Annotated in this window: 22 protein-coding genes; 7 read left to right on the top strand and 15 right to left on the bottom strand. The window is 33.6% G+C overall.

The features are described from left to right. Positions 1-241: 241 nt before the first annotated feature. From dgt to ACYIAL_RS02175, 7 genes are all read right to left on the bottom strand, one after another. The gene (dgt, locus tag ACYIAL_RS02205; protein ID WP_483750847.1) at positions 242-1,729 is read right to left on the bottom strand and encodes a dGTPase; all 1,488 of its coding nucleotides are present in this window, start codon (positions 1,727-1,729) and stop codon (positions 242-244) included. A gap of 45 nt (positions 1,730-1,774) precedes the next feature. Continuing rightward, positions 1,775-2,848, bottom strand: coding sequence for a 5-(carboxyamino)imidazole ribonucleotide synthase (gene purK / locus ACYIAL_RS02200; protein WP_483750846.1), 1,074 nt, complete (start codon positions 2,846-2,848; stop codon positions 1,775-1,777). 1 nt (position 2,849) lies between these two features. Further along, a complete protein-coding gene (gene purE, locus ACYIAL_RS02195) occupies positions 2,850-3,350 on the bottom strand; it encodes a 5-(carboxyamino)imidazole ribonucleotide mutase (protein WP_483750845.1) in 501 nt (166 codons plus the stop codon). A gap of 169 nt (positions 3,351-3,519) precedes the next feature. Continuing rightward, the gene (locus tag ACYIAL_RS02190) at positions 3,520-3,870 is read right to left on the bottom strand and encodes a RidA family protein (protein ID WP_483750844.1); all 351 of its coding nucleotides are present in this window, start codon (positions 3,868-3,870) and stop codon (positions 3,520-3,522) included. A gap of 25 nt (positions 3,871-3,895) precedes the next feature. Further along, a complete protein-coding gene (uvrB, locus tag ACYIAL_RS02185; protein ID WP_483750843.1) occupies positions 3,896-5,899 on the bottom strand; it encodes an excinuclease ABC subunit UvrB in 2,004 nt (667 codons plus the stop codon). A gap of 383 nt (positions 5,900-6,282) precedes the next feature. Then, the gene (gene modF / locus ACYIAL_RS02180) at positions 6,283-7,755 is read right to left on the bottom strand and encodes a molybdate ABC transporter ATP-binding protein ModF (protein WP_483750842.1); all 1,473 of its coding nucleotides are present in this window, start codon (positions 7,753-7,755) and stop codon (positions 6,283-6,285) included. A gap of 15 nt (positions 7,756-7,770) precedes the next feature. Further along, positions 7,771-8,559, bottom strand: coding sequence for a TOBE domain-containing protein (locus ACYIAL_RS02175; protein WP_483750841.1), 789 nt, complete (start codon positions 8,557-8,559; stop codon positions 7,771-7,773). 285 nt (positions 8,560-8,844) lie between these two features. Between ACYIAL_RS02175 and modA the strand changes: the two genes are divergently transcribed. Genes modA through modC form a run of 3 tightly spaced genes read left to right on the top strand, consistent with a single transcriptional unit; the run spans position 8,845 to position 11,004 of the window. Further along, positions 8,845-9,597: a molybdate ABC transporter substrate-binding protein gene (gene modA, locus ACYIAL_RS02170; RefSeq protein WP_174796078.1), complete on the top strand. Its 753-nt coding sequence runs from the start codon at positions 8,845-8,847 to the stop codon at positions 9,595-9,597. Positions 9,598-9,628: 31 nt separating this feature from the next. After that, positions 9,629-10,318 carry a molybdate ABC transporter permease subunit gene (modB, locus tag ACYIAL_RS02165; RefSeq protein WP_174796077.1) on the top strand — a complete coding sequence of 230 codons (690 nt, stop codon included), beginning with the start codon at positions 9,629-9,631 and terminating at the stop codon, positions 10,316-10,318. Between the two features lie 5 nt (positions 10,319-10,323). Beyond that, positions 10,324-11,004, top strand: a complete 681-nt coding sequence (gene modC / locus ACYIAL_RS02160; protein WP_174796076.1) for a molybdenum ABC transporter ATP-binding protein — start codon at positions 10,324-10,326, stop codon at positions 11,002-11,004. Here modC and ACYIAL_RS02155 read toward each other — a convergent pair. The 4 genes from ACYIAL_RS02155 to ACYIAL_RS02140 all read right to left on the bottom strand — a co-directional run bounded on the left by ACYIAL_RS02155 (position 10,983) and on the right by ACYIAL_RS02140 (position 13,896). Then, on the bottom strand, positions 10,983-11,756 hold the full coding sequence (locus ACYIAL_RS02155; protein ID WP_174796075.1) for a UDP-2,3-diacylglucosamine diphosphatase: 774 nt from the start codon (positions 11,754-11,756) through the stop codon (positions 10,983-10,985). The two genes, modC and ACYIAL_RS02155, sit on opposite strands and share 22 nt — an antisense overlap. Next, positions 11,725-12,216 (bottom strand): peptidylprolyl isomerase B, encoded by a 492-nt coding sequence (gene ppiB, locus ACYIAL_RS02150; protein ID WP_174796074.1) that lies wholly within the window; start codon positions 12,214-12,216, stop codon positions 11,725-11,727. Before ppiB ends, ACYIAL_RS02155 begins: the two co-directional genes overlap by 32 nt. A 75-nt stretch (positions 12,217-12,291) precedes the next feature. Continuing rightward, entirely contained in the window at positions 12,292-13,143 is an 852-nt protein-coding gene (gene folD / locus ACYIAL_RS02145; RefSeq protein WP_174796073.1) for a bifunctional methylenetetrahydrofolate dehydrogenase/methenyltetrahydrofolate cyclohydrolase FolD, read from the bottom strand. Between the two features lie 63 nt (positions 13,144-13,206). Then, positions 13,207-13,896 carry a DUF2884 family protein gene (locus tag ACYIAL_RS02140; protein ID WP_483747572.1) on the bottom strand — a complete coding sequence of 230 codons (690 nt, stop codon included), beginning with the start codon at positions 13,894-13,896 and terminating at the stop codon, positions 13,207-13,209. An 810-nt stretch (positions 13,897-14,706) separates the two neighbouring features. Here ACYIAL_RS02140 and ACYIAL_RS02135 point away from each other — a divergent pair. After that, positions 14,707-14,973, top strand: coding sequence for a GrxA family glutaredoxin (locus tag ACYIAL_RS02135; protein WP_174796071.1), 267 nt, complete (start codon positions 14,707-14,709; stop codon positions 14,971-14,973). 52 nt (positions 14,974-15,025) lie between these two features. Here the strand turns inward: ACYIAL_RS02135 and tsaB are convergent, their stop codons facing one another. From tsaB to ACYIAL_RS02115, 4 genes are all read right to left on the bottom strand, one after another. After that, positions 15,026-15,706, bottom strand: a complete 681-nt coding sequence (tsaB, locus tag ACYIAL_RS02130) for a tRNA (adenosine(37)-N6)-threonylcarbamoyltransferase complex dimerization subunit type 1 TsaB (RefSeq protein ID WP_174796070.1) — start codon at positions 15,704-15,706, stop codon at positions 15,026-15,028. A gap of 31 nt (positions 15,707-15,737) precedes the next feature. Beyond that, positions 15,738-17,642, bottom strand: a complete 1,905-nt coding sequence (gene yoaA / locus ACYIAL_RS02125) for a DNA repair helicase YoaA (RefSeq protein WP_174796069.1) — start codon at positions 17,640-17,642, stop codon at positions 15,738-15,740. A gap of 325 nt (positions 17,643-17,967) precedes the next feature. Next, positions 17,968-18,942 carry a glycosyltransferase family 8 protein gene (locus ACYIAL_RS02120; RefSeq protein ID WP_483750840.1) on the bottom strand — a complete coding sequence of 325 codons (975 nt, stop codon included), beginning with the start codon at positions 18,940-18,942 and terminating at the stop codon, positions 17,968-17,970. Positions 18,943-18,953: 11 nt separating this feature from the next. Beyond that, on the bottom strand, positions 18,954-19,931 hold the full coding sequence (locus ACYIAL_RS02115) for a glycosyltransferase family 8 protein (RefSeq protein ID WP_174796067.1): 978 nt from the start codon (positions 19,929-19,931) through the stop codon (positions 18,954-18,956). Positions 19,932-20,081: 150 nt separating this feature from the next. Between ACYIAL_RS02115 and ACYIAL_RS02110 the strand changes: the two genes are divergently transcribed. The 3 genes from ACYIAL_RS02110 to ACYIAL_RS02100 form a co-directional block, all read left to right on the top strand. Next, entirely contained in the window at positions 20,082-21,023 is a 942-nt protein-coding gene (locus ACYIAL_RS02110; protein ID WP_174796066.1) for a glycosyltransferase family 8 protein, read from the top strand. A 30-nt stretch (positions 21,024-21,053) separates the two neighbouring features. Continuing rightward, positions 21,054-22,652, top strand: coding sequence for a phosphoethanolamine transferase (locus ACYIAL_RS02105; RefSeq protein ID WP_174796065.1), 1,599 nt, complete (start codon positions 21,054-21,056; stop codon positions 22,650-22,652). 168 nt (positions 22,653-22,820) lie between these two features. Further along, positions 22,821-23,250, top strand: a 430-nt coding sequence (locus ACYIAL_RS02100; protein ID WP_483750839.1) for an IS5 family transposase, incomplete at its 3' end; no start/stop codon positions are given.

Below are 23,250 nucleotides of genomic sequence, written 5' to 3'. Positions count from 1 at the left end.
AATGATGCAAAGAGCATGCCAACAAATGGTTACTTGAACCAAATAGGGTTATTTAAGCTGAATTTATATAAGATAATAAAAGATAGACGTTATAAAAATGTAGGCTATGTAGTTTAGTTTGACATACTAAAAAAGTTATAAATAATCAAGAGTTGCTTTAATATATTGTTATCTTGCTATGCACTAATATGGTGCCAATGCATATTCGTGGTGCTCATCCATTATAATCAATTTCTACGAGTTAGAATGTCACCATTAGCTTGCGATATTCGTCATAAGCAAAGTGATCTGTCATACCGCTTATATAATCTTGTAATAAGCGACACCGGTAATAAAATTCCATGCAAGCAAAACCTGTTTTATTTGGATGCAGTTTGTTAATTGCTTGTGCATAAGCGACACAATGTTTTGAAGATAATTTATGATATAAGCGCGTTTCAATAAGATAATCCTTGTGATATTTGTCTTCAACTAATTTTAAAAAATCATCGGTAGGCATATCAAGCAGTGGACTATAAATATCAAGCAATCCGCTAATAATTCGGTATCCTTGCAGTTCTATATTTTCGACCGATTCATGATTAAACACATGTTTAAAGCCAACTGTTTTAAAAATATTAAGTAATTTATATTCTGCACCGTAGTCTTCAAGTAGAGCATGATTAAAAGCACCGTGATAAATTGCTTCAATATTTTCAATAAATCGTTCGGCTGCATGCGGTACCAGTTTGCCAATGGAGTTGACGCGTAAATACATAAAAAATTGATCGATGCCAATTGCATCATACCCACTCTGCTTTAGGTTTTCATAAGGGCGTTTAACCACTGTGTCAAACAAATCACCATTTTTAATTGGCCCCCATGCTTCAGCTAAGTGAATATAAAGCTGTTTTACCGTTAGGATTCTCTTTTCAACAGCATCTTCAAGATCGGCAATACAGTATGAGATATCATCGGCAGCCTCCATAATGTAAGTTAATGGATAACGATGAAATAGTTTGATATCAAGCTGTTTAGAAAGTTCCTCAATAAATGGTTCTTCTGATAAATAATAGCCTGGTTTTTTCATTAAATATGAAAATTCAATAGGAGGCTGCTTAGACCAATAAGCTGGTTTAGAATATTTAAGAATCGAAGCAATTTGTGAATAAGTTAAATTGAGACGTAAGATAGTATGGACTAAACGAATTGCTTGCGCGTTACCTTCAAAATTTGATAGATCTTGGCGAATTTTGGTTTTAATTTCTTTTATTTTGTCATCATCGCTGTTATTGATTTCAAGCACTGGATAAATTGTAGATTTGTCAAGACCTAAGCGCTGTGTAAACCATTTATTGATAGCGGACTCACCAAAATGGCCAAATGGAGGATTACCAATATCGTGCATTAAACAAGCCATTTCAACTAAGCTTTCAATCGCCATTATACAATTATCAAGCCCATATTTTTTTAATTTTCCAGCTTTACCTAGGCGGTTGATAATTTCTTTGACAATGTAACGGCCCACTTGTTGTACTTCCATAGAATGAGTTAGTCTCGTTCTGACCACAGAATTACGTTCTAATGGAAAGACTTGCGTTTTTTGTTGTAGGCGACGAATGGCGGCTGAGTTTATGATTCGCCCACGATCACTTTCAAAACAACGTACTATGGAGTACTCATCAGACAGTGGTTCACGCTGTTTACTAGCGTAACGCTGATAATTTATTTTTTTGCCGAAATCAATCATGCTACACCCTTCATTTAATCGCCTTAATTGGTTTAACTAACTAAATTACTGTAATTCTTGTTTTGCCCATGCAATGCTTTTTTGATAATCATTAGGCAATAACGGTAATAGTTCATCTAATGCGTTCAATAATCTGTTAGATTGGTTATGTGTTAGATTTAAATGCCCCACTTTACGTCCTATACGGACTTCTTTTTCATACCAATGTAAGTGCACCAAATCAATGGCTAACCAATTGAGATTTAAATCTGTACCAATTAAATTAACCATAACTGAGGTAGTAAATACATCAGGCTTAGGTAGTGGCAGTTCCAATATTGCGCGAAGATGTAGTTCAAATTGGCTTATCGAAGCACCATTTTGCGTCCAATGACCGCTATTATGTACTCGAGGTGCAAGCTCGTTGATCAGTAACTCGTCACCAACAATAAAGCACTCCATTGCCATTACGCCAATATAATTCAATTTATGCATAATGGCAGATAGCATTTGTTCAGCTTTTATTTGTAATGAAGGAGATTCGTTCGGTCGTACAACACTTATTTTTAATATACCATCTTGGTGGAAGTTATTGGTAAGTGGATAAAATACCGTTTCACCTTTTGCATTACGCGCACCCACTAATGACATCTCTTTTTCAAATGGAATGGCCTGTTCAACAATGGCGTTTTGATAAATATCATCTGGTACGGTGGTTGGGCGATTAATGGCTATACGCCATTGTCCTCGCCCGTCATAACCACCCGTTCGACGTTTAACAATTAATAGATCACCAAGTTCACCAAATAACTTTGGCCAATCTTGGGGTTGATTAAGCGCAAGCCATTTAGCTGTAGGTAAGCCAAGTTCATCCAGCAGCTGCTTTTGCGTTAACCGGTCAGCAATAAGCGGAAAAATATCTCGATTAATAAAATGGGGATGCTTGGCTAAAATTTGCGTAAAGGGGGTATCTGACCATCGTTCAATTTCAGCTGTTATTACCGACTGTTGATATGGAATGTCTTGCGGATGAACATCGAGTCCAACTGGGTAGACTTTTATACCTAATGGTTCGCCAGCTTGCTTAAGCATTCGTCCTAATTGTCCGTTACCAAGTACACAAACGGATTTAAGTTTCATATTATGCATTCACTCTTGGATCAGGCTGATTTAATACCTCATCAGTTTGAGTTAATCGCCATGTAGATAAGCGTTGATAAATATCTTTATCATGTAAAGCAAGAATCTGCGCAGCAAGTAATGCCGCGTTAGCTGCACCAGACTTACCGATTGCTAAACAACCAACCGGAATCCCTTTCGGCATTTGCACGATAGAATAGAGGCTATCTATGCCATTTAGTGCAGCACTTTGTACGGGAACGCCTAATACGGGAACTAATGTTTTAGCAGCTAACATGCCCGGCAAATGAGCCGCACCACCGGCACCAGCTATAATCACCTCAAAACCTTTTTGCTTTGCATCTTCAGCAAAGCGAAATAATTTATCGGGTGTACGGTGTGCTGAAACAATTTCAACATGGTAGGAAATAGTCAATGCATCTAGAACATCTGCAGCGTGTTGCATGGTGTCCCAATCACTTTTAGAACCCATGACAATGGCAATTTTAGGTTGAGTGTGCATAACGAATGTTTGAATAATTAAAATAGGATGTATGTAAAGTATACACTAAAATTTAGGGGATTGGGATAGTAAGGATTTTATCTATTGACAATAAACACACTGAGGGAAGATAGTATAATTTGAATAATCAAAGTGATACCGCCGAATAGTATCGGCGATAAAGGAAATGTTAAGCTTTTACAGCAGCCACAATTTTAATTTCGATCAGATATTCCTTTTTCATCAATTCAGCTTGCACTGTGCAACGAACTGGCGCACTCCCTTTAGCTACCCATTCATCCCACGCTTTATTCATTGCAGCAAAGTCACTTTTATTGACCAAAAATAATGTCGCATCCAATATAAGTGATTTATCACTATTGGCCCGTGCTAATAGTTTATCAATTTCAGCCAACGCACTTTGGGTTTGTATATAAGCGTCATTTTCAAGTTCAGTAGGAACACTTGTGTAATAGATCACGTTATTATGAATCACAGCTTCAGACCAGCGATCATCGGGATCAATTCGTGTTATTGTCATTATATTTTCCTTGTTAGATGCGTCATTAAGACACTTTAATAAAATCCGCACGTAATTTTTTTATTTCATCACGTAGTACACCCGCTTTTTCAAATTCAAGATTTTGAGCCGCTTCATACATCATTGCTTCAAGCTCTTTCACTTTTTCCTGTACATCTTTAACAGATACATACTGATACGGTTTACCTGGTTCAAACGCTTGTACTTTGGCTGTCGATTTCTTGGTACTTAAACCGGCCTCTAATATATCTTTAATTTCTTTACGTACTGATTTTGGTGTGATGCCATGTGCTGTATTAAAGTTTTCTTGTTTTTGACGACGGCGAGCTGTTTCGTCAATTGTTTTTTTCATAGCAGGAGTAATTCTATCAGCATATAATATCGCTTTACCATTCACGTTTCGAGCTGCACGTCCTACAGTTTGGATAAGTGAGCTTTCAGAACGCAAAAAACCTTCACGGTCAGCATCTAATATTGCTATTAAAGAAACTTCAGGTATATCTAGACCTTCTCGTAATAAGTTAATTCCCACTAGCACATCCACTTTTCCTAAACGTAGGTCTCGAATAATTTCCATTCGTTCAACCGTGTTAATATCTGAATGCAAATATTTGACATTGACATCATGTTCTGACAAATAATCAGTTAAATTTTCTGCCATCCGTTTAGTAAGTGTAGTCACCAAAACACGCTCGTCATTGTTAATACGAATTTTGATTTCAGATAACAGGTCATCAACTTGTGTTGCAACCGGTCGAATTTCAATAATGGGATCTAGTAGTCCTGTAGGTCTAACCACTTGTTCGATAATTTCACCACCTGACTTTTCAATTTCGTATTTGGCGGGTGTTGCTGATACATAAATAGTTTGTGGCATAATATTTTCAAACTCTGCAAACTTTAAAGGCCTGTTATCTAGTGCAGATGGTAAACGAAAGCCGTATTCAACCAGATTAAGTTTTCGCGAACGATCGCCATTATACATTGCGCCTATTTGTGGAATCGCAACATGCGATTCATCAATAAATAATAATCCGTCTGGAGGCAAGTAATCAAATAACGTTGCTGGCGGATCGCCCGGATTACGTTGAGCTAAAAAGCGCGAGTAATTTTCGATGCCAGAGCAATAACCCAGTTCGGTCATCATTTCAATATCAAATAGTGTTCGCTGAGTTAAACGTTGTTCTTCCAGTAGGCGATTGTTATCTAACAATACTTTTTGACGATCTTTAAGCTCTTGTTTAATTTGCGCAATGGCATTTTCCATAATGTTTCTTGGCGTTACATAGTGTGTTTTTGGATAGATAGTAATCCGTGATACTTCATTGATACTATTACCTGTAAGAGGATCGAACATAACAATACGATCGACCTCGTCATCAAATAACTCTACGCGCACTGCAAGTTCATCTGAATCAGCAGGAAAGATGTCTATCACATCCCCTCGAACACGAAACGTACCACGACTAAAGTTGATTTCATTACGCGTGTATTGCAATTCGGCCAAGCGAGTTAAGATTGAACGCTGATCAGTTATCGTGCCTTTTGTTAGGTGCAATATCATTGACATATAGGTTTCTGGCGCACCTAAACCATAAATTGCCGATACCGAAGCAACAATCACCACATCACGTCGTTCTAGTAATGATTTAGTGGCAGAAAGACGCATCTGCTCTATATGCTCATTGATTGAAGCATCTTTTTCAATAAATGTATCGGTTGAAGGTACATAAGATTCAGGTTGATAGTAATCGTAATAAGATACGAAATACTCAACCGCATTTTCAGGGAAAAAGGCCTTCATTTCGCCATATAACTGAGCTGCCAGTGTTTTATTGGGCGCTAAAATGATTGTTGGGCGGTTATGCGTAGCAATAACGTTTGCCATAGTAAACGTTTTACCTGATCCCGTTACGCCCAATAATGTTTGATGAGCAATTCCATCTTCAATATTTTGATTAATTTTTTTTATTGCTTCAGGTTGATCACCAGCAGGCTTAAATTCGGAACATAATTTAAATTTTTTCATTACATCACAACCTAATATTTTACCTATTAATAAAAATTATCCCCAAAAGGACTTGACCTTTAAAAATCTTCTATTTTTCGTTCAGTTCCCTTTCTTATGTATAAAAAAATCAATAAATTTATACCTTGATTTATAATAAATGATTGATATTAAACAAAAAATATTTTTATGATTAAGTTGCAATCAAATCAAGAAAAATCCTGATAGTGACTGAGGTTAGCGCTTTTTTCAATAAACTACTAACAGAGTTATCCACAGGTAACGGGGATAACTTCATAAGTGTAACCTTTATAAACTTTTTTCAAATATCAAGATAAATTTTCATAAAAAAATCCATTTTATTTTTATGATTTTCCCTATTTTTAAACCTGTTTTTAATAGGTTTAACTAATTGTTTCGCTTAACTGTTCAAAGCGATATTGATAGCTATCATCAAAGTCACGAACAAAAGTTAATCGATGAGTGATGCATTTAGGCGCATCTTCTGCGTGATGAGACACAAAGAGTAACTGCGTATGTCCTTCACTAATTAAACGATCTATCCAACGTTTGACTAATTCTCGATTAAGATGGTCTAACCCTTGCAATGGTTCATCTAAAATAAGCAGTGTCGGATGTTTGACTAAAGCTCTAGCTATCAAAACTAATCGTTGTTGTCCCCAAGAGAGCGATTGAAAAGGGTTATCCGCCTGCGTCTGTAAACCTAACAACTGTAACCATTCGTCAGCCAATTTAGCTTGTCTATCACTGGTAGTTTGATAGATACCAATCGAATCAAAATAGCCAGACAATAGCACTGTTTTAACACTAGAACTAACGCGGTAATCCAAATGTAAGCTACTGCTGACATAACCAATATGGCGTTTAATATCCCATATGGTTTCGCCCGAACCGCGTTTTCGACCAAATAAAGTAAGATCATTGCTATACCCTTGTGGGTGATCGCCAGTGATTAGACTTAATAGCGTCGATTTACCTGCACCATTAGGCCCAACAATGTGCCAATTTTGTTTGGCTTTGACTTGCCAAGTTAATCCATTAATAATTGTTTTATCGTCATAACGGACATAGCCATTATTTAATATGACTCGATCTAATTGATCTGCTAATCGTGTTGGTGATTCATCAGCTTCTGGTAATGGCATATTGGGTATATTTTCCAAATCTGCTAATTGCTTAACTGTTGCATCGTTTAATATTGTGCTCTTCGTATCAATTTTCAAGAGTTGACAATCAGCTAGTAGACCAATATTTTCGATAAAATCAGGAATTTCATTAAACCGATTTAGAACAAGAACAATAGTAATGTTTTGTTTTGCAAGATCAGTAAGAATTTTAGCTAAATTTGCACGTGATACCACATCTAAACCATCAAATGGCTCATCTAATATCAAAAAATCAGGTTGCTGCATCAAGGCTCGGCAAATTAAGGTTTTGCGTGTTTCGCCTGTTGAAAGATATTTAAAACGTCTGGTTAATAGGTGATTAATTCCAAATTGTGTTGCTAATTGCTGACAAAGTTGTTGATTAAAATTATTTTCTTGAATGATTTGTTCAGTAGTTAAGCCTATATCATTTTCACCTTCACTTAGCATATCAGTATTATTACGCTTAAATTCATCATCAATCAGCTTTTGAAGTTGTTCAAACGAGATACGGATTATAGATTTAAATTGATTGATAACTTTTCCAGTTAATAATTTTTGTTCTCCGGCTAGTGCTTTAGCTAGTATGGATTTACCACTACCATTACGTCCCACAAAAGCGACATGCCCCCCTTGCTTAATTAATAGCGATTCAATAATAAAAACTTGGTAATCACTAATTTTAAATTGTGCGTGTTCTATTTGTAGCATGATAACCTCATATTGCTAAACTAATGTTGCAACAATAATATGTTGTGGATGAATAAATAACGTAGTTTGTTTACCTATGGTTAGGGCTGATTGTTTAACTTCATCAGCTAATTTACTAGCATAAAGCACGACGCCAGAAGATAATAAAAAAGCAATTTCACTCCATTTACCATCTGTTGTGATCTTTTCTACGGTAACCAATAAGCGGTTCTCATTCTCTATCTCTTTTGTATTTGCCCATTCAATCATCGGAGCTTTAATAAGTAACAAGACAGTTTTATCAATACTCAACTTTAACCGCTCAATACTCGACTGCGTAATGTAAACTGATAACTCAGTTTGATTATCACAGAGTAGTACAGTAATAAAACCAGCAACATCGCTTGTTTGAATCTGCTTAACTGTGCCATATAACTGATTTCGTGCACTTGTTTGCAATGATAATCTTGCAGTAGCTTTTAAAATATCATCCAATGGAACCTTATCATCACTCAATATATTAAATGCAGTTTGTTGCAGCTGAGTTAATAGATCATAAAGTTGAATGAACCTAACAGCATAAGCACTCAGCTTAGTGCCACCACCATTTTTACCGCCAATTGCAGTAATTAAAAAAGGTTTAGGTGCTAATTTGTTAATTTCATTGATAGCGTCCCACGCTGTTTTATAGCTAACGCCAATTTGCTTGGCAGCCTGACTTAATGAGCCGGTTTGTTCAATTGCTTTTAACAGCATAATGCGCCGTGGATCAGTAAATAACCGTTGCTGAATATTCAACGTTAATAAAATTTCAGGAGAGAACATAATTTAACACCATGCACAACCAACCAAGTTGGAGGAGATATGAGTGATTATTGTAAACTCTTTTTAGTATTCCAGCAAAATATGCTACAAATCTTATCGATTGCTGTCTGGGTCTGGCATCAGTTTAGTTGTACTTTATAAATAAATTTTGCTAATATCGATATATATTTTTTTATATAGCGATTGTTAGGTAATTTACTTAATCACTCGAGATATTCCATCACAGCCAAATATCTACAACAACATGAATCATCAAAATTAACTTATTTTTATTGTGAGGAAAAAATGAAGAAATTGATTGAAATTATTAGTGCTTTGGCAATGATAGCGATGTCTTTTTCAGCAATGGCAGCTGAAAAATTGACTGTATTTGCCGCCTCGTCATTAACTAATGCGATGCAAGATATTGCGACGCTTTATAAAGCTCAACATCAAGATGTGGATATTGTATTTTCGTTTGCTTCGTCATCAGTATTAGCGAAACAAATTGAACAAGGAGCCCCTGCCGATATATTTATGTCAGCCGATCAAAAGTGGATGGCTTACCTTATTGAGCATAATATTGCGAAGAATAAACAAGACCTATTAAAAAATGCATTAGTTCTTATTGCCCCAAAAAGTTCACCATTAGATAACGTCTTAATTAATAACAATACCAATTGGCAAGCGATTTTACCTAAAAACGAAAGAATTGCCATTGGTGATCCAGATCACGTTCCTGCGGGCCTTTATGCAAAAGAATCACTCACTCATTTAGGAGTATTTGACAAATTATCACCACAATTTGCCCCAGCTAGCAATGTGCGAGACGCTCTGATGTTAGTTGAGCGTAACGAAGCCGCTCTTGGCATTGTTTACAGCACCGATGCCAAAGTAAGTGATAAAGTGAAAATTGTTGGAACGTTCCCTGCAAATACATTCAAATCTATTGAATACCCAATCACGTTATTAAACTTAAAAGCGAACGATTTTTATCAATATTTAAATTCACCGCACGCTAAAGTCATTTTTGAAAAATATGGGTTCATAACAAAGTAATTTACCGCAGGTGGTATAAAAAGATACAACTATGTTATTAAGCGAATTTGAATGGCAAACCTTGCTACTTAGTTTAAAAATAGCCTTTGCAGCAATTGGTTTTAGTTTACCAATAGGTATTTTAACAGCTTGGATATTAGCTCGCTGTCAATTTTGGGGTAAATCGCTATTTGATAGCATTGTGCATCTTCCACTTGTTTTGCCACCAGTTGTTTTAGGTTATTTATTACTAATCACCATGGGACGGCACGGCATTATTGGTGGGTGGTTAAATAACAATTTTCATGTCAGTTTTAGCTTTAATTGGCAAGGTGCAGCTTTAGCTTCAGCGATAGTGGCATTTCCACTCATGGTACGTTCGATTCGTTTAGCCATTGACTCAATTGACATACGTCTTGAAAATGTGGCTCGTACCCTTGGCGCCGATAAATGGCGAGTATTTATGACTATCACTTTACCTTTAGCTTTTCCTGGGATTTTAATGGGAATGGTTCTCGGCTTTGCACGTTGTTTAGGAGAATTCGGTGCAACAATTACATTTGTATCAAATATTCAAGGTGAAACTCGGACCTTACCACTCGCAATGTACACATTTCTGCAAATCCCTAATGGTGAACAAGGTGCATTACGACTTTGTATTATTTCGATTGTGTTGTCACTCATTGCCCTTTTTTTATCCGAATTATTAAATCGATGGCATAAGAAGAAGCTAGCAGGATAATCACTATGTTAAAAATACAGGTTAGCAAACAATTGGCTTCATTTTCTTTCCAATTCAATCATGATATGGATTGCCAAGGCGTTACTGCTATTTTAGGCGTTTCAGGATCGGGGAAATCAACGCTAATCAACCTTATTAATGGATTAATTAAACCCGACCAAGGTTATATCAAACTCAATAACACATCACTGGTTGATTGTGATAAGAACCTTTTTATCGCTCCTGAAAAACGTCAGATTGGTACGGTTTTTCAAGATGCATTACTCTTTCCTCATTATAATGTGATTAAAAATCTAACTTATGGTGCTAAAAACTTCAATTCTTCAAAATTTGACGAAATCGTGAAAGTACTTAATATCCACTCATTATTAAATCGCTATCCAGCAATGTTATCTGGTGGCGAAAAACAGCGGGTAGCAATCGGTCGAGCACTATTAACCAATCCTCTATTGTTGCTGATGGACGAACCGCTTTCCGCCCTTGATATGCCCAGAAAAAAAGAGCTATTAACTTATATTGATAAGTTAGCCAATGATTTAAATATACCGATTATTTATGTAACACATAATATTAATGAAGTTAAAAAGATAGCCAATAATGTAGCAATTTTAGAACAAGGCAAGCTGAGCGAGTTTGGTAAAGTCGAGCATGTTTTACAAAGTGATTATTTAAAAGAATGGTTATAAAGAGCTAAAGTATTACTATTTTGTTCTTGTTTGATATATGTCACGCCATCATGCCATGCCCCCAGCACGATACGAGTTGCTCGGGTGCCTTCAATTTGAAAGTGGTGTGTTGCAGGTTTGTGTGTATGCCCGTGTACCATAATATCCGCATTATATTCAACCATCTTTTCAACCACCGCTTGTTGATTGACATCCATAATAGATTCAGATTTAATTTGATTATGCAGGCTACTTTTTTGCCGCAACTTAGCCGCAATTTTAAGCCGAACAAAGCGCGGAAGTAATAAAAACAGTTTTTGTAACCACTTATTGTGCATAACTTTTCGAAATTTTTGATATTGAAGATCGTCAATACATAATAAATCGCCATGTAAAAAAACAATATTTTTTTCTTGATTGGGCAAGCAGTTAATTTCTGGCAATAAAATCATATCACACTGCTGAGCATATCTTTTACCTAACAGAAAATCACGATTACCATGCACAAAATATTTTTTGATATGACGTTTTGATAAGGCTTGTAATGCCAGTGCAATTTGTTGTTGTATATTGGTTTTGACATCATCACCAACCCAATAGTCAAATAAATCACCTAAAATATACAGTTCGCAATTATCGGGTAGTGTATTTAAAAAAGACAGAAAGCCTGCGGTTATACCCATATAACCATCAGGCTCATTATCGGCTAGATGAATATCAGCGATAAAATAACGAACAGGATTATTCAACCGTAACACTCGTAATAATGACATCTTCCACAGGAACATCTGAATGCATACCGCTACGCCCTGTTTTAACGACTTTGATTTTATCAACAACGTCTAGCCCTTCGACGACTTGTGCAAAAACACAATAGCCATAGCCATTAACATCAGCAGAGCGGAAGTTAAGATAATCATTATCCACTACGTTGATAAAAAATTGTGCAGTGGCAGAGTGTGGATCAGATGTTCGTGCCATCGCTAAAGTACCACGATCATTTTTTAGTCCGTTATCTGCTTCATTTTTTATTGGCGATTTTGTTTTTTTCTGCTTCATACCAGGTTCAAATCCACCGCCTTGAATCATAAAATTATTAATAACACGATGGAAGATTGTGTTGTTGTAAAAACCGTCTTTGCAATATTCAACAAAATTTTTAACGGTTTCTGGCGCCTTATCGTCAAAAGTTTTGATTTTAATATCACCTAAATTAGTGTGAAATGTAATCATAAAAAATCCCTACTCCTTTTTTAATTTAACGTAAATCTATTAATTCCAAACTCAATGAATTTAAAGTAATTTTATTTATTTGCTAAACTTTTCACAGGCTTCAAGCGTGTTACTCATCAACATAGCAACAGTCATTGGACCAACTCCACCTGGCACAGGCGTTATCCAACCAGCCCGTTTAACGGCAGCCTCAAACTCCACATCGCCAGCTAATTTACCATCTGGCAGACGATTGATACCAACATCAATAACAATTGCGCCTGGTTTTATCCACTCACCCTTAACATAATTAGGAATGCCAACTCCTGCAACAACGATATCTGCATTACTCACATGTTTGGCTAAATCAACGGTACGACTATGGGTAATGGTTGTTGTGCAACCTAATAGCAATAATTCTAATGCCATAGGACGACCTACAATGCTTGATGCACCAACCACAGTGGCATTTAATCCTGATAAATTAATACCTGTTGATTCAAGCATTTTAACCACACCATATGGTGTACATGGTCGTAAAATCGGATCACGTTGTAATAAGTGGCCAATATTGTAAGGATGAAAACCATCAACATCTTTACTCGGATCAATACGTTCAAGCACCTTAGTTTTATCAATATTATCAGGTAAAGGAAGTTGTACTAAAATACCATGCACATCTGATCGTTGATTGAGTTCATCAATTAATGCCAACAACTCATCAGTAGTCGACGCTGGGAGGTCATACGCAAATGAAATAAAACCAACATCATCACAAGCTTTTTGCTTATTTTTGACATAGATTTTTGATGCGGGATCTGAACCCACTTGAATTACTGCAAGCCCTGGAACAGATAGACCTTTTTCAATACGTGTGTTAACTTTATTAGCAATGTCAGTTCGTATTTGTTGTGCTAATGCTTTTCCATCAATGATATGTGCAGTCATAAGCTTCCGTTTAGCTATCATAGTAAAGGCATCATTTTCGCAAAAGTTTTTATTAATGTCTATTTACTTATGAATAGATTGATTAAGTTGAGTTAATATTTCTTTGTATTGCGCATCAATATCGGTAATCACAGAACAAATATGAGCATCAAAAGCTTTTAATTTAGGTTTTTGAGCTTTCCACTCATTTTTAGAGATTTGCTTGATTGCGCCTAAATTTTTAAAGAACTCGAAATGCAAAATACTTCCTCCCACAATATTATAAAAAATGCGCTGACCGATATCTTCGCCATCTTTTTTTAGATTATTGAAATTTTGGTAAGAAAATCGTGTATTGCCATTTTCTGTAATAATCGAAGCATGTAACAACTTGACTAAACGTTTATATAACTTGTTTAATTCACTTTTTAGTTCATTATCGTCGCCCAATTGATTTTTTATCGCCTGTTCAAAAGTCATTTTCACATCTAATAAAAGACTTAACGATTGTTGTTCTAATTGCGGTAACTGTTGGCGTAAATCTTGTTGAAATTGAACTAGTTTTTTTTGTAATGGCGGATTAAGTGTTACTGATTGTTTATTTAAAACCACTATTCCATTTGGCATGATAGTGAAATCATTTTTTTTATTAAAAATATGCACACTTTCTTTGCTAATCGTAATATCATAACTGGGTTTAACGCCACACTCTTTTTTAGCAGCAAATACGGTGATAGGTAGTAATAAAGCAGTCAATAACAATTTTTTCAGCATATTCATATCCAGCTAGTTAATTAATGAAGATTATAACTTCTACCTAACAATTAACATAATAAAATTAAATGAGTGCTATAATTTTAAAAGCGATAATCTTTCAACACTCTAATTGCTTTATATGATATTTTAGCTAGACGCATTATATGCAATTATTCGTATTATCCATTATACGCCCTCTTTAAGAACATCTATACTTTGCTCAGTTATTCAGTTTTTTCCTAAAAGAATCGACACACTCCCGTGAAGTGCTACCCACTGCATCACGGCACTCGTAGTGCTAATTTGCACTTTACGAATAATCGAATATCGGACATAACCTAAGCCAAAACTATTGGAAACTCGATTTGTTTTTTGCTAAACAGAATTATAAGCACTTGTCAAAAACTTTCAGGTAACTATGTGTTTTAGTATAAAATAAAAAAATGGATAATTCTAAGTTTTCGATTAATCATGTATATAATTAAGTTTCACCAAATAAAGCAATTTAATTATCCTTCTTTGATTTGCTATAATCGTTTTAACTCTTTATTAACCGTTGTTCTGAGCCTTTGCTCATTTATTTTTTTTAAAAATTTTTAAAAATGATATATGATGAATTTTAATAAATAGAAATATTTTAAATATTAAATCTAAATTGCAAAAAAATGAGCAAGTGAATTCAAATTTTTATGAATAATAATCGATCATCTTTCCAATCTCACTATCAATAGGTATAATCTATTTAATTAACTATATTTTACTGTTTTTTTTTCTTTAAAAGTTAAGTATAGTAAGGCTATATTTAAAGATAAACGATTAGAGGCAAAAATGTATACAGTAATTTTTGGACGTCAAGGTTGTCCTTATTGTGTTCGAGCGAAAGAATTAGCTGAAAAACTTTCTCAAGAGCGTGATGATTTTTCTTATCGCTATGTCGATATTAATGTAGAAGGCATTACTAAAGAAGATCTTTCTAAAAGCGTGGGTAAACCAGTAGAAACGGTGCCACAAATCTTTATTGATGAAAAACCGATCGGTGGCTGTACTGATTTTGAGGCTTATGCAAAAGCGCATTTAGGACTTTTTAAAGAATAAATAATACACAACTTTTTGAACCAAAAGCCACCTTTGAGTGGCTTTTTTTATTTTATCGTCCTGGCAACTTTTTCCAAGTCACTTCGTTACGTAAATAAGTTGGCTCGACATCTTCAACATTCACGAGCTCATTCTTTTGCCATTGATTCTTAGCAAGAACAACAAGATCTTGTGCATGAGGTAACAAGATATCGCTTTGTTTTATATCGTTAATCATATCAGGATAAGTTTGCCAACCTGTGCCGGCACAATAGCTATCATTGCTCATCTTTTTCACTTTTTCTATTACTTTTTGGGGTGAGATAACACATTCCGAAATAACTGTTTGCCATTGGTTATTTTTATAATGATATTGTCCTAAATAAACTTCGCTCATTCTAGCATCAATTGCGGCAATAACGTTTGTTGCTTGCGTTGTTCGATAAACACCTTGAGCCAAAGTCATCAGCGTTGATACACCTATCATGGGTTTATCAATACCTAACGCTAAACCTTGAGCCACGCCGATACCAATTCTAACGCCGGTAAAACTACCTGGACCTTGTCCAAAGGCGATTGCGTCAACTTGCGTAAGTGAACAGTCTGATTGTTTAAGAAGTCTATCAATCATCGGTAATATTTGTTTAGTATGATCACGAGCTGATACAATAAAATCGTGAGTGATTTCGTTACGGTAAAGTAAAGCAACCGAACAAGCTTCTGTTGAGGTATCAATGGCTAAAATAGTACTCATTTTTTTTCCAAAATATTTTATCTATTATCATTTAGCTTTTAGTTATTAAAAAGTTTATAACTTTATTTATATCCCGTGTTCTTGGTGAGGGTGGTAAGCTATTAATAAATGTTGCACCATAAGGTCGCATTACTAAACGATTATCACAGATGATAACCGCCCCTCGATCATTGTGATGGCGAATTAGTCTCCCTACACCTTGTTTTAAGGTGATCACCGCTTCTGGTAATTGTACATCATTAAATGCGTCCCCGCCCTGCATTTGACAATCTTCCATACGTGCTTTAATTAACGGATCATCAGGAGACGTAAACGGTAATTTATCTATAATAACACATGATAAGGTATCACCTCTAACATCAATCCCTTCCCAAAAACTGCTCGTAGCAATAAGTAGCGCATTTCCCGTATGAATAAACTGTTCAAGCAATTTAACTTTACTGGTTTCACCTTGTACTAATACTGGCAATTTGGTTAATTCTCGAAATTGTTTAGCTAGTGCATTCATCATTACATATGAGGTACACAAAAAGAAACAACGACCATTATTAGCTTCAATAACAGGCAATAAAATATTAGCTAATTTTTCAGCATTGCCTTGCTCATTTGGCGATGGAATATAACGTGGAACACACAAAATCGTCTGGTTAATATAATCAAATGGGCTTTCTAATATTAGTGAATCGGCATTTATTAGCCCTAAGCGTTTAGTAAAATAATCTAATTGATTATCAACCGATAACGTTGCTGACGTAAAAATCCAACTGCCTTTTCGCTGTGTTAATAGTTCAGTAAATTTATCGGCAACAGACAAGGGCGTTAGCGCAAAAACAAAATAGTTATGGCTACTTTCATACCAATAACTAAAACCAGTTACATTTGTCTCCTGTAAGCGTTTTAATAGCGTATTATATTGATTAATTCGTTCAAAACAGTTATCTAATGTTGTCGAACGCCCAACCGTCAATAACAAAACTTCATGACAAAAGTCTAATGCATCGACAAGATAAGAAATCTCTTTTTTAACTGCTTCTTGGTTAAATAAAAAACGCAAGTTACCTTTTGGTGGTTGTTGGTTAATAACAATTCGTAAGTCTTGCGTACATTTTTGTAGTTTATCCGCACATTGCTGTAGCTGGGACATATCTTTGACTTCGGTACGATAAACTAGGTTAATTTCTTTAGCTAGGTCAAAAAGTTGCCGACTGGTTAGCTGCTCACCAAAATAGTGACAAGCAAGATCTGGTAGTTGATGAGCCTCGTCAAAAATCATGACATCTGCTTTAGGAATAAGTTCGCCAAAACCAGTATCTTTTACTACAACATCAGCTAAAAATAAGTGATGGTTAACTACAACAACATCTGCATTTAGGGCTCGTTTACGCGCTTTGACAACATAACAATCACTATAGTGTTCACAATCACTGCCTAAACAATTATCATTTGTGCTTGTTAATATTGGCCAAATTAGGTTTTCTTCTGTGACAGTAGTGCATTTGCTAATATCTCCATCTTTAGTTTTAATTGACCAATTTTTTACACGAACTAAATCAACACGTAAATCTTTATCAAGATCTCCTGCTGCTGCATATTGATGATATAGCCGTTCTAAACAAAGATAATTAGCTCGACCTTTAAGCAAGGCTATTTTGCCTGTGTAATTTAATGCTTTTTTGATTATTGGTAAGTCTTTGCTGAATAACTGTTCTTGTAAATTTTTAGAGCCAGTTGAAAGTATTACTTTTTTATCGCTACGTAATGCAGGAACTAAATAAGCAAAGGTCTTGCCAGTCCCTGTTCCCGCCTCAACCACAAGAGAACGCTGTTTTTTTATTGATTCAGAGACTTTACTTGCCATGTTTCGTTGTGGCTCTCTTGCCACAAATCCATTAATAGCCTTAGCAAGCAAACCATTCTCAGCAAAATCATCAATCACTTAAAATACCTAATAAAAAATAAGTTTAAAATACCAACAAACTTGAAAACTAACTTTGGAATTATACAATGTTATGAAAACAACAAGCCGCTAATTGGAATAACGACTTATTGTCGTAACAGAATTGAATCACTAATAACTTTTAAACTGTTAGAACTATAACAATAACTAAGTAAAAAAGATATATAAAAATACTGGCAGTTCAAAGAACTAAATAAAAATAAAGTGTATGAATATAATTGCTTAATCAACAAATTTTCTCTTAATAAGTAATAAAATAATCACTTAAAAATTACAATATGTTAACAATAAAAATTCATACATTTCACTTTGTAAATTTTACCTTTAAATAAATTAAATAATGCTTTATTGATAACAAATATTTTTTTTGTTTAAACATTAATCGAGAATAAGCTCGGATTGAGGAAGTTTTTCTACAACTATATAAAGGTAGCTCATCATTTTTCCATGGTGATTGTTGTAAATAAAAATCAAATAATGTTGAACGATAAGGCTGGTGCCAAGGTTTGTTTTTAGTAATATAATGAATCAATACAGTATTATCTGGGACAATTGAATCTTCATTGCCATTTATTGATAACGCCAATAAATTATTATATTTCGTTGCTAATAAAATCCTTTTTTCACCTATTGCAATATTTAATACGTCTTGATCTGGGTATTGATATTTTTCACCACTATTCAATAGTGTTAGTGTTTTAGAAGTAATATCCTCCTGACACCAAAGTGGAATATTAATTAACATAACACCAGAATTAAAATATGTCCCATATGTTATATTATATTTAGTACACTGAGACTCTTGCATATATGGCTCGTCAGCAACAGCTGCAACAATAGCAGAATCTAAATTAACTTCATTAATAAAATTTAGATTTTTAAAACAAAGTGTATCACTATCAATATAAAGCAATCTTTCAGCTATATCTTTTAAAATTATTGGAGCTATTAACCGAACACATGCTGATATAGGGAATTGTTTTGTATTTTTTTGATCAATTTTAAACTCATCATTAATAACATATTCAGTTATAGAAGCATTATCAAACTTGATTGACGCAAATTTTTTTCTATTCTCTTGCGAAATGTTATGAGTAAAAATATGAAAATAGAGCTGATTGTTTTTATTATTTTCAATAACTGAAACAATGTCTACACCAGCTGATAGAGCATAATTATCATCAAAACACAAAAGAATATGTAATACATGTTTATTATTCAAAAAAACACAGGATAATAATTCATTTTTTTTGTTAATAAATTTCTCAACATTAATCACGACATTATTCCTTAACGTCTTCTGAACGCTTTATGTTTCAAATAAAGTAAATAATACTTCAATGCAGAAAAATATTTATGCTGACTAGCAAGTAATTTAGCATATCTTCTTGTGGTTGATGGGGCATTTTCATTAGCTAGCAATAATTTATCGTTTACCCATGGAGAAGACTTGATATAACGTTGATAAAGTGGTGTCAAATATAGTTTATACCAAGGCTTATTACCGGTGACATAATGAATAATCACGGCATCATCGCCGATAAGATTATCTTCTTTTCCATCCACAGTCAGCGCAGTAAGATAATTAAAGCGTTTAGGTAAGAATACTGTTTTACCCTGCATTAAGATATTTAGAACATCTTGATCTGCAAATTTATAAACGTTACCACTGTTAATCATCGCAAAAGCTTTTTCCGTAAGGTTATTTTGCACCCACATATCCGTATTAATATAAATCATTCCAGCATTAAAGTATTCTCCATATGGAATATCACATGCTGCACATTGTTTTTTTTGCATTTTTCCAACGTCCGGCACTATGGCTGAAAATTTATTTGTTAAATCAGTATTAATCAGTTCATTAAGATTATTCGTACACAGAATATCGCAATCTAAATATAAAATACGAGAAGCTATTTTATTCAAAATTTGCGGAACAACGAAACGTAAACAAGTAGAAGCCGATACATGTAATAATAAAGTATCCGGATTAATTGAGAAATCATCACTAATTTCATAATAAATGATAGAAGTATTTTCTTCATTTAATTGATTAAATCTTAATATTTTCTCATTTGAAACATTATTAGCGAACAAATGAAAAACCAGATTTTTATCCAGATTATTCAATATAACTGATGACATTGCAATACCTGCTGGCATTGCATAGTTATCATCAAAACAAAATGCTATATGTACGGTATCTAAAGCCCCTATAGTATTATTAAATAACGGAGTAGTTTTACTAATAAAAAGTTTCTCTTTCATCTTATTATGCTAACTTTCAGCTTTGGTTTAAAATAATTAGATTATTGTAACATATGTTAAAATAAACCATGAAGTGATAATCAATTTTATATTGACATCTGAATTTAGTAATGACATAAATAATGTAAATTTTTTCAAACAAAATCCGGCATGAAAAACAATATTATACACATAGCATATTGCACCGATTCTAATTATCTTGAACATGTATCAGTATCTATTCAATCAATTATTTTAAATAATTTAAATGAAAAAATACAATTTCATGTTTTCTTATATAATGCAAAAAAAAACGATATAGAAAGATTAAAACAGACTTCTAACTCAATTGTTACTTACGAAATTAAGCAAACTGACCTTGATAGATATCGGCATAAATTTACAACTAACCATATTAATAATTCAACATTTATTCGATTAATGGTTCCCAGATTGTTACCGGATAATGTAGAAAAAATACTATACCTTGACGCAGATGTGTTATGTTTCTCAAATATATCAGCTATAAGTGATATTGATATTGATAATTCTGTTTGTGCAGTTGGCCTAGACTCGATAAAAGAAGAAACCAATGTAAATTCGTCAAGATTAAAATTAAGTTCTAATGACTATTTTAATGCTGGAGTACTTTATATTAATATACCAAATTGGATAATGTTTAATATTGAAGAAAAAACTAACGAAATTTTATTTAAAAATAGCTCGTTAAAATATGCAGATCAAGATGCACTAAATATTACATTACAAAATCATATAAAAATAATTGATTCTAAATGGAACTATTTATTTACTTGGATGACAGAGCAACAAAAAGAAGAGTTTTTTTATAATAAAGAAAATTTACCTTACTTTGTTCATTTTACTGGACCAAGAAAAATGTGGTACGAAGAACATAATGGTCTCGCCCAAGATTTATATAGTTTTTACAAACATTTTACTCCATGGGCGAATAGTTCTTTAAAATCATATAAAAATAAAATGAGAACCGTTGATTTTAGAGTTTATGCTACACAATGTTTTAAAAAAGGATCAATTATTAAAGGATTTAAATTTTACTCAACTTATTTAATAAAGAAATTATTTTGCAATTAGATTATAGATAATGATTAAAGGCTGTGTTTAATGTTTAAAAACAAAAATCTAAGTCTTTTTGTTTCAAGTAAACAAAAAGTTTTTATTACTTTATACTTTGCAATTATTTTTATTGCATACAATATAATAAATATAAATAACTTAACTAATATTAGTTATACATTATTAATTTATTTACTTTTTCTGGTAATTTTTCCTAAAACAAAATGGATAAAATTACTTATATTTGGACTCTTCAATTTTATTTTAGCTATTGAGCTCTTTTTTAATTTAAAATATGGTTATATTTCTGATTCTCTTTTGAAAACTGCTTTAGAAAATGATACAAATCAAAGCTATATAATGATAAAAAATGAATTTCTATCAATCATATTGCCTTCTTTTCTTTTTTCGATAATTTATACTTATTTCATATATAATAAAATAAGTATATCTTTTAGAAGCAAAACATTATATTGGTCAATAATGTTTATTTGTTGCTTTTTCTTATTTAAAAACACTTTATACTATTATTTATCAGATAAAAGACATATTGTTGAATTTGAAGTTGATCCGTTTTTTTCTTTGAATAAGTATATACGAGTGAAATATCCTGTTGTAATTGGGAATACAGCCATATTAATAGTTGATTATTTAGGATTCTCCGAAAAATATACGAATGTTATTCAGCATGAAAAATTCAATTCTTCGATAATTGACACAAATAATTCCGATACCTTTGAAAAATATAAAAATATAATATTTATTTTAGGTGAATCGGCATACCGTGGTAGACATAGTACTTATGGATACAAAAAAAATACAACTCCTGAAATGCAAAAAATTTTCACGCAAATAAATAGTTGTATAATAAATGAAGTGCACTCACCAGCTTCAATTACAAGAGATGCTGTCCCAATGTTATTTTCATTCGCAAAACCAAAAAATGAACACCCGTTATTAGATGAAAAAAATATAATTGAAATGGCTAATTTTCAAAATTATAAATCCTACTGGATATCTAAAAATGGAGAATCCGGTCCACACAGTAGCAAATACTCTATTATAGCAAAACTAAGTAATACCTTTATCGAAAATCTGAAAGATGATCTAGAACTTCCGCAACAACTGATTCAGACAGATTTTCAAAATAATGAGAAAAATTTTATCGTTCTTCATTTAGCTGGAAGCCATAAACCTTATAAGCTTGGTTACGATGAACTAGATGTGTCTGCTTTACCAGAAGGAGATGACTATGATCTTACTATTCACCACACAGATCGAGTTGTAAAACAGATTTATACAATACTGAAAGAAAAATTGAATGATTTCATCTTAATTTATACACCGGATCACGGTGAAATTGTTAATTTAGGGCATGGACTATTAAGAAAAACAAAAGAATTTAGTAACCAATTTGAAATTCCTTTAATGATATATTCAACATATGATGAGTATCCTTGCCAAGAAATTGAAAGCTATCGTAACGATGAAAACATGATAAACACATCCAATCTTGTGTTTTTATTAAGCAAATTACTCGGTTACTCTGTAAATATTGATCAATCTTTCATTAAAAATGATTTGATATTATCGGTAGATGGACAATCATATGAATATCAGGCAATTATAAAACAATACCAACCATGATTGTTTTATGCCTTTTTAATGTGTAAAGTTGCTTGTTATATTATTCTAAACTGTTTTAAACAATTCATACAAACTTATTAGGGCGTGTTGATCTTTAGTGGTTATTTTTTAGACGGCATGATGTGAGTTATAATAATTCTGCAAAAAACAACCCTAACTCGATTCATCATGCCAAGAACAATGCTAACAGATAAACGGTGGGAAAAGCTACTACAAATAATGAAAAATACCGGCCGAGTTTATAATAAATCCGAGCATCGGATGACGTTTGAAGGGATCCTTTTCCGAATGAGAACCGGTATTCCTTGGCGAGATTTGCCAGAAGAGTTTGGTGAATGGAGCACCGTCTATAGACGATTTAATTTGTGGTCTAAAAAAGGAATATTAGTTGATATTTTCAAACATTTATCACAACTAGCGGATTTTGAATGGGTGTTCCTAGATGGCTCGATTATCAGGGCTCATCAACATAGTACAGGCGCTGCAACGGAGCATTCCGAGCAAATAGGTCAGAGCTGTGGTGGTCATTCAACTAAAATTCATCTTGCGGTTGATAGTGGTGGTTTGCCTATTTGTTTTGAGCTTTCTGAAGGACAAC

The organism is Gilliamella sp. X-57, assembly GCF_057063565.1.
This window is presented reverse-complemented; position numbering and strand designations above follow the sequence as displayed.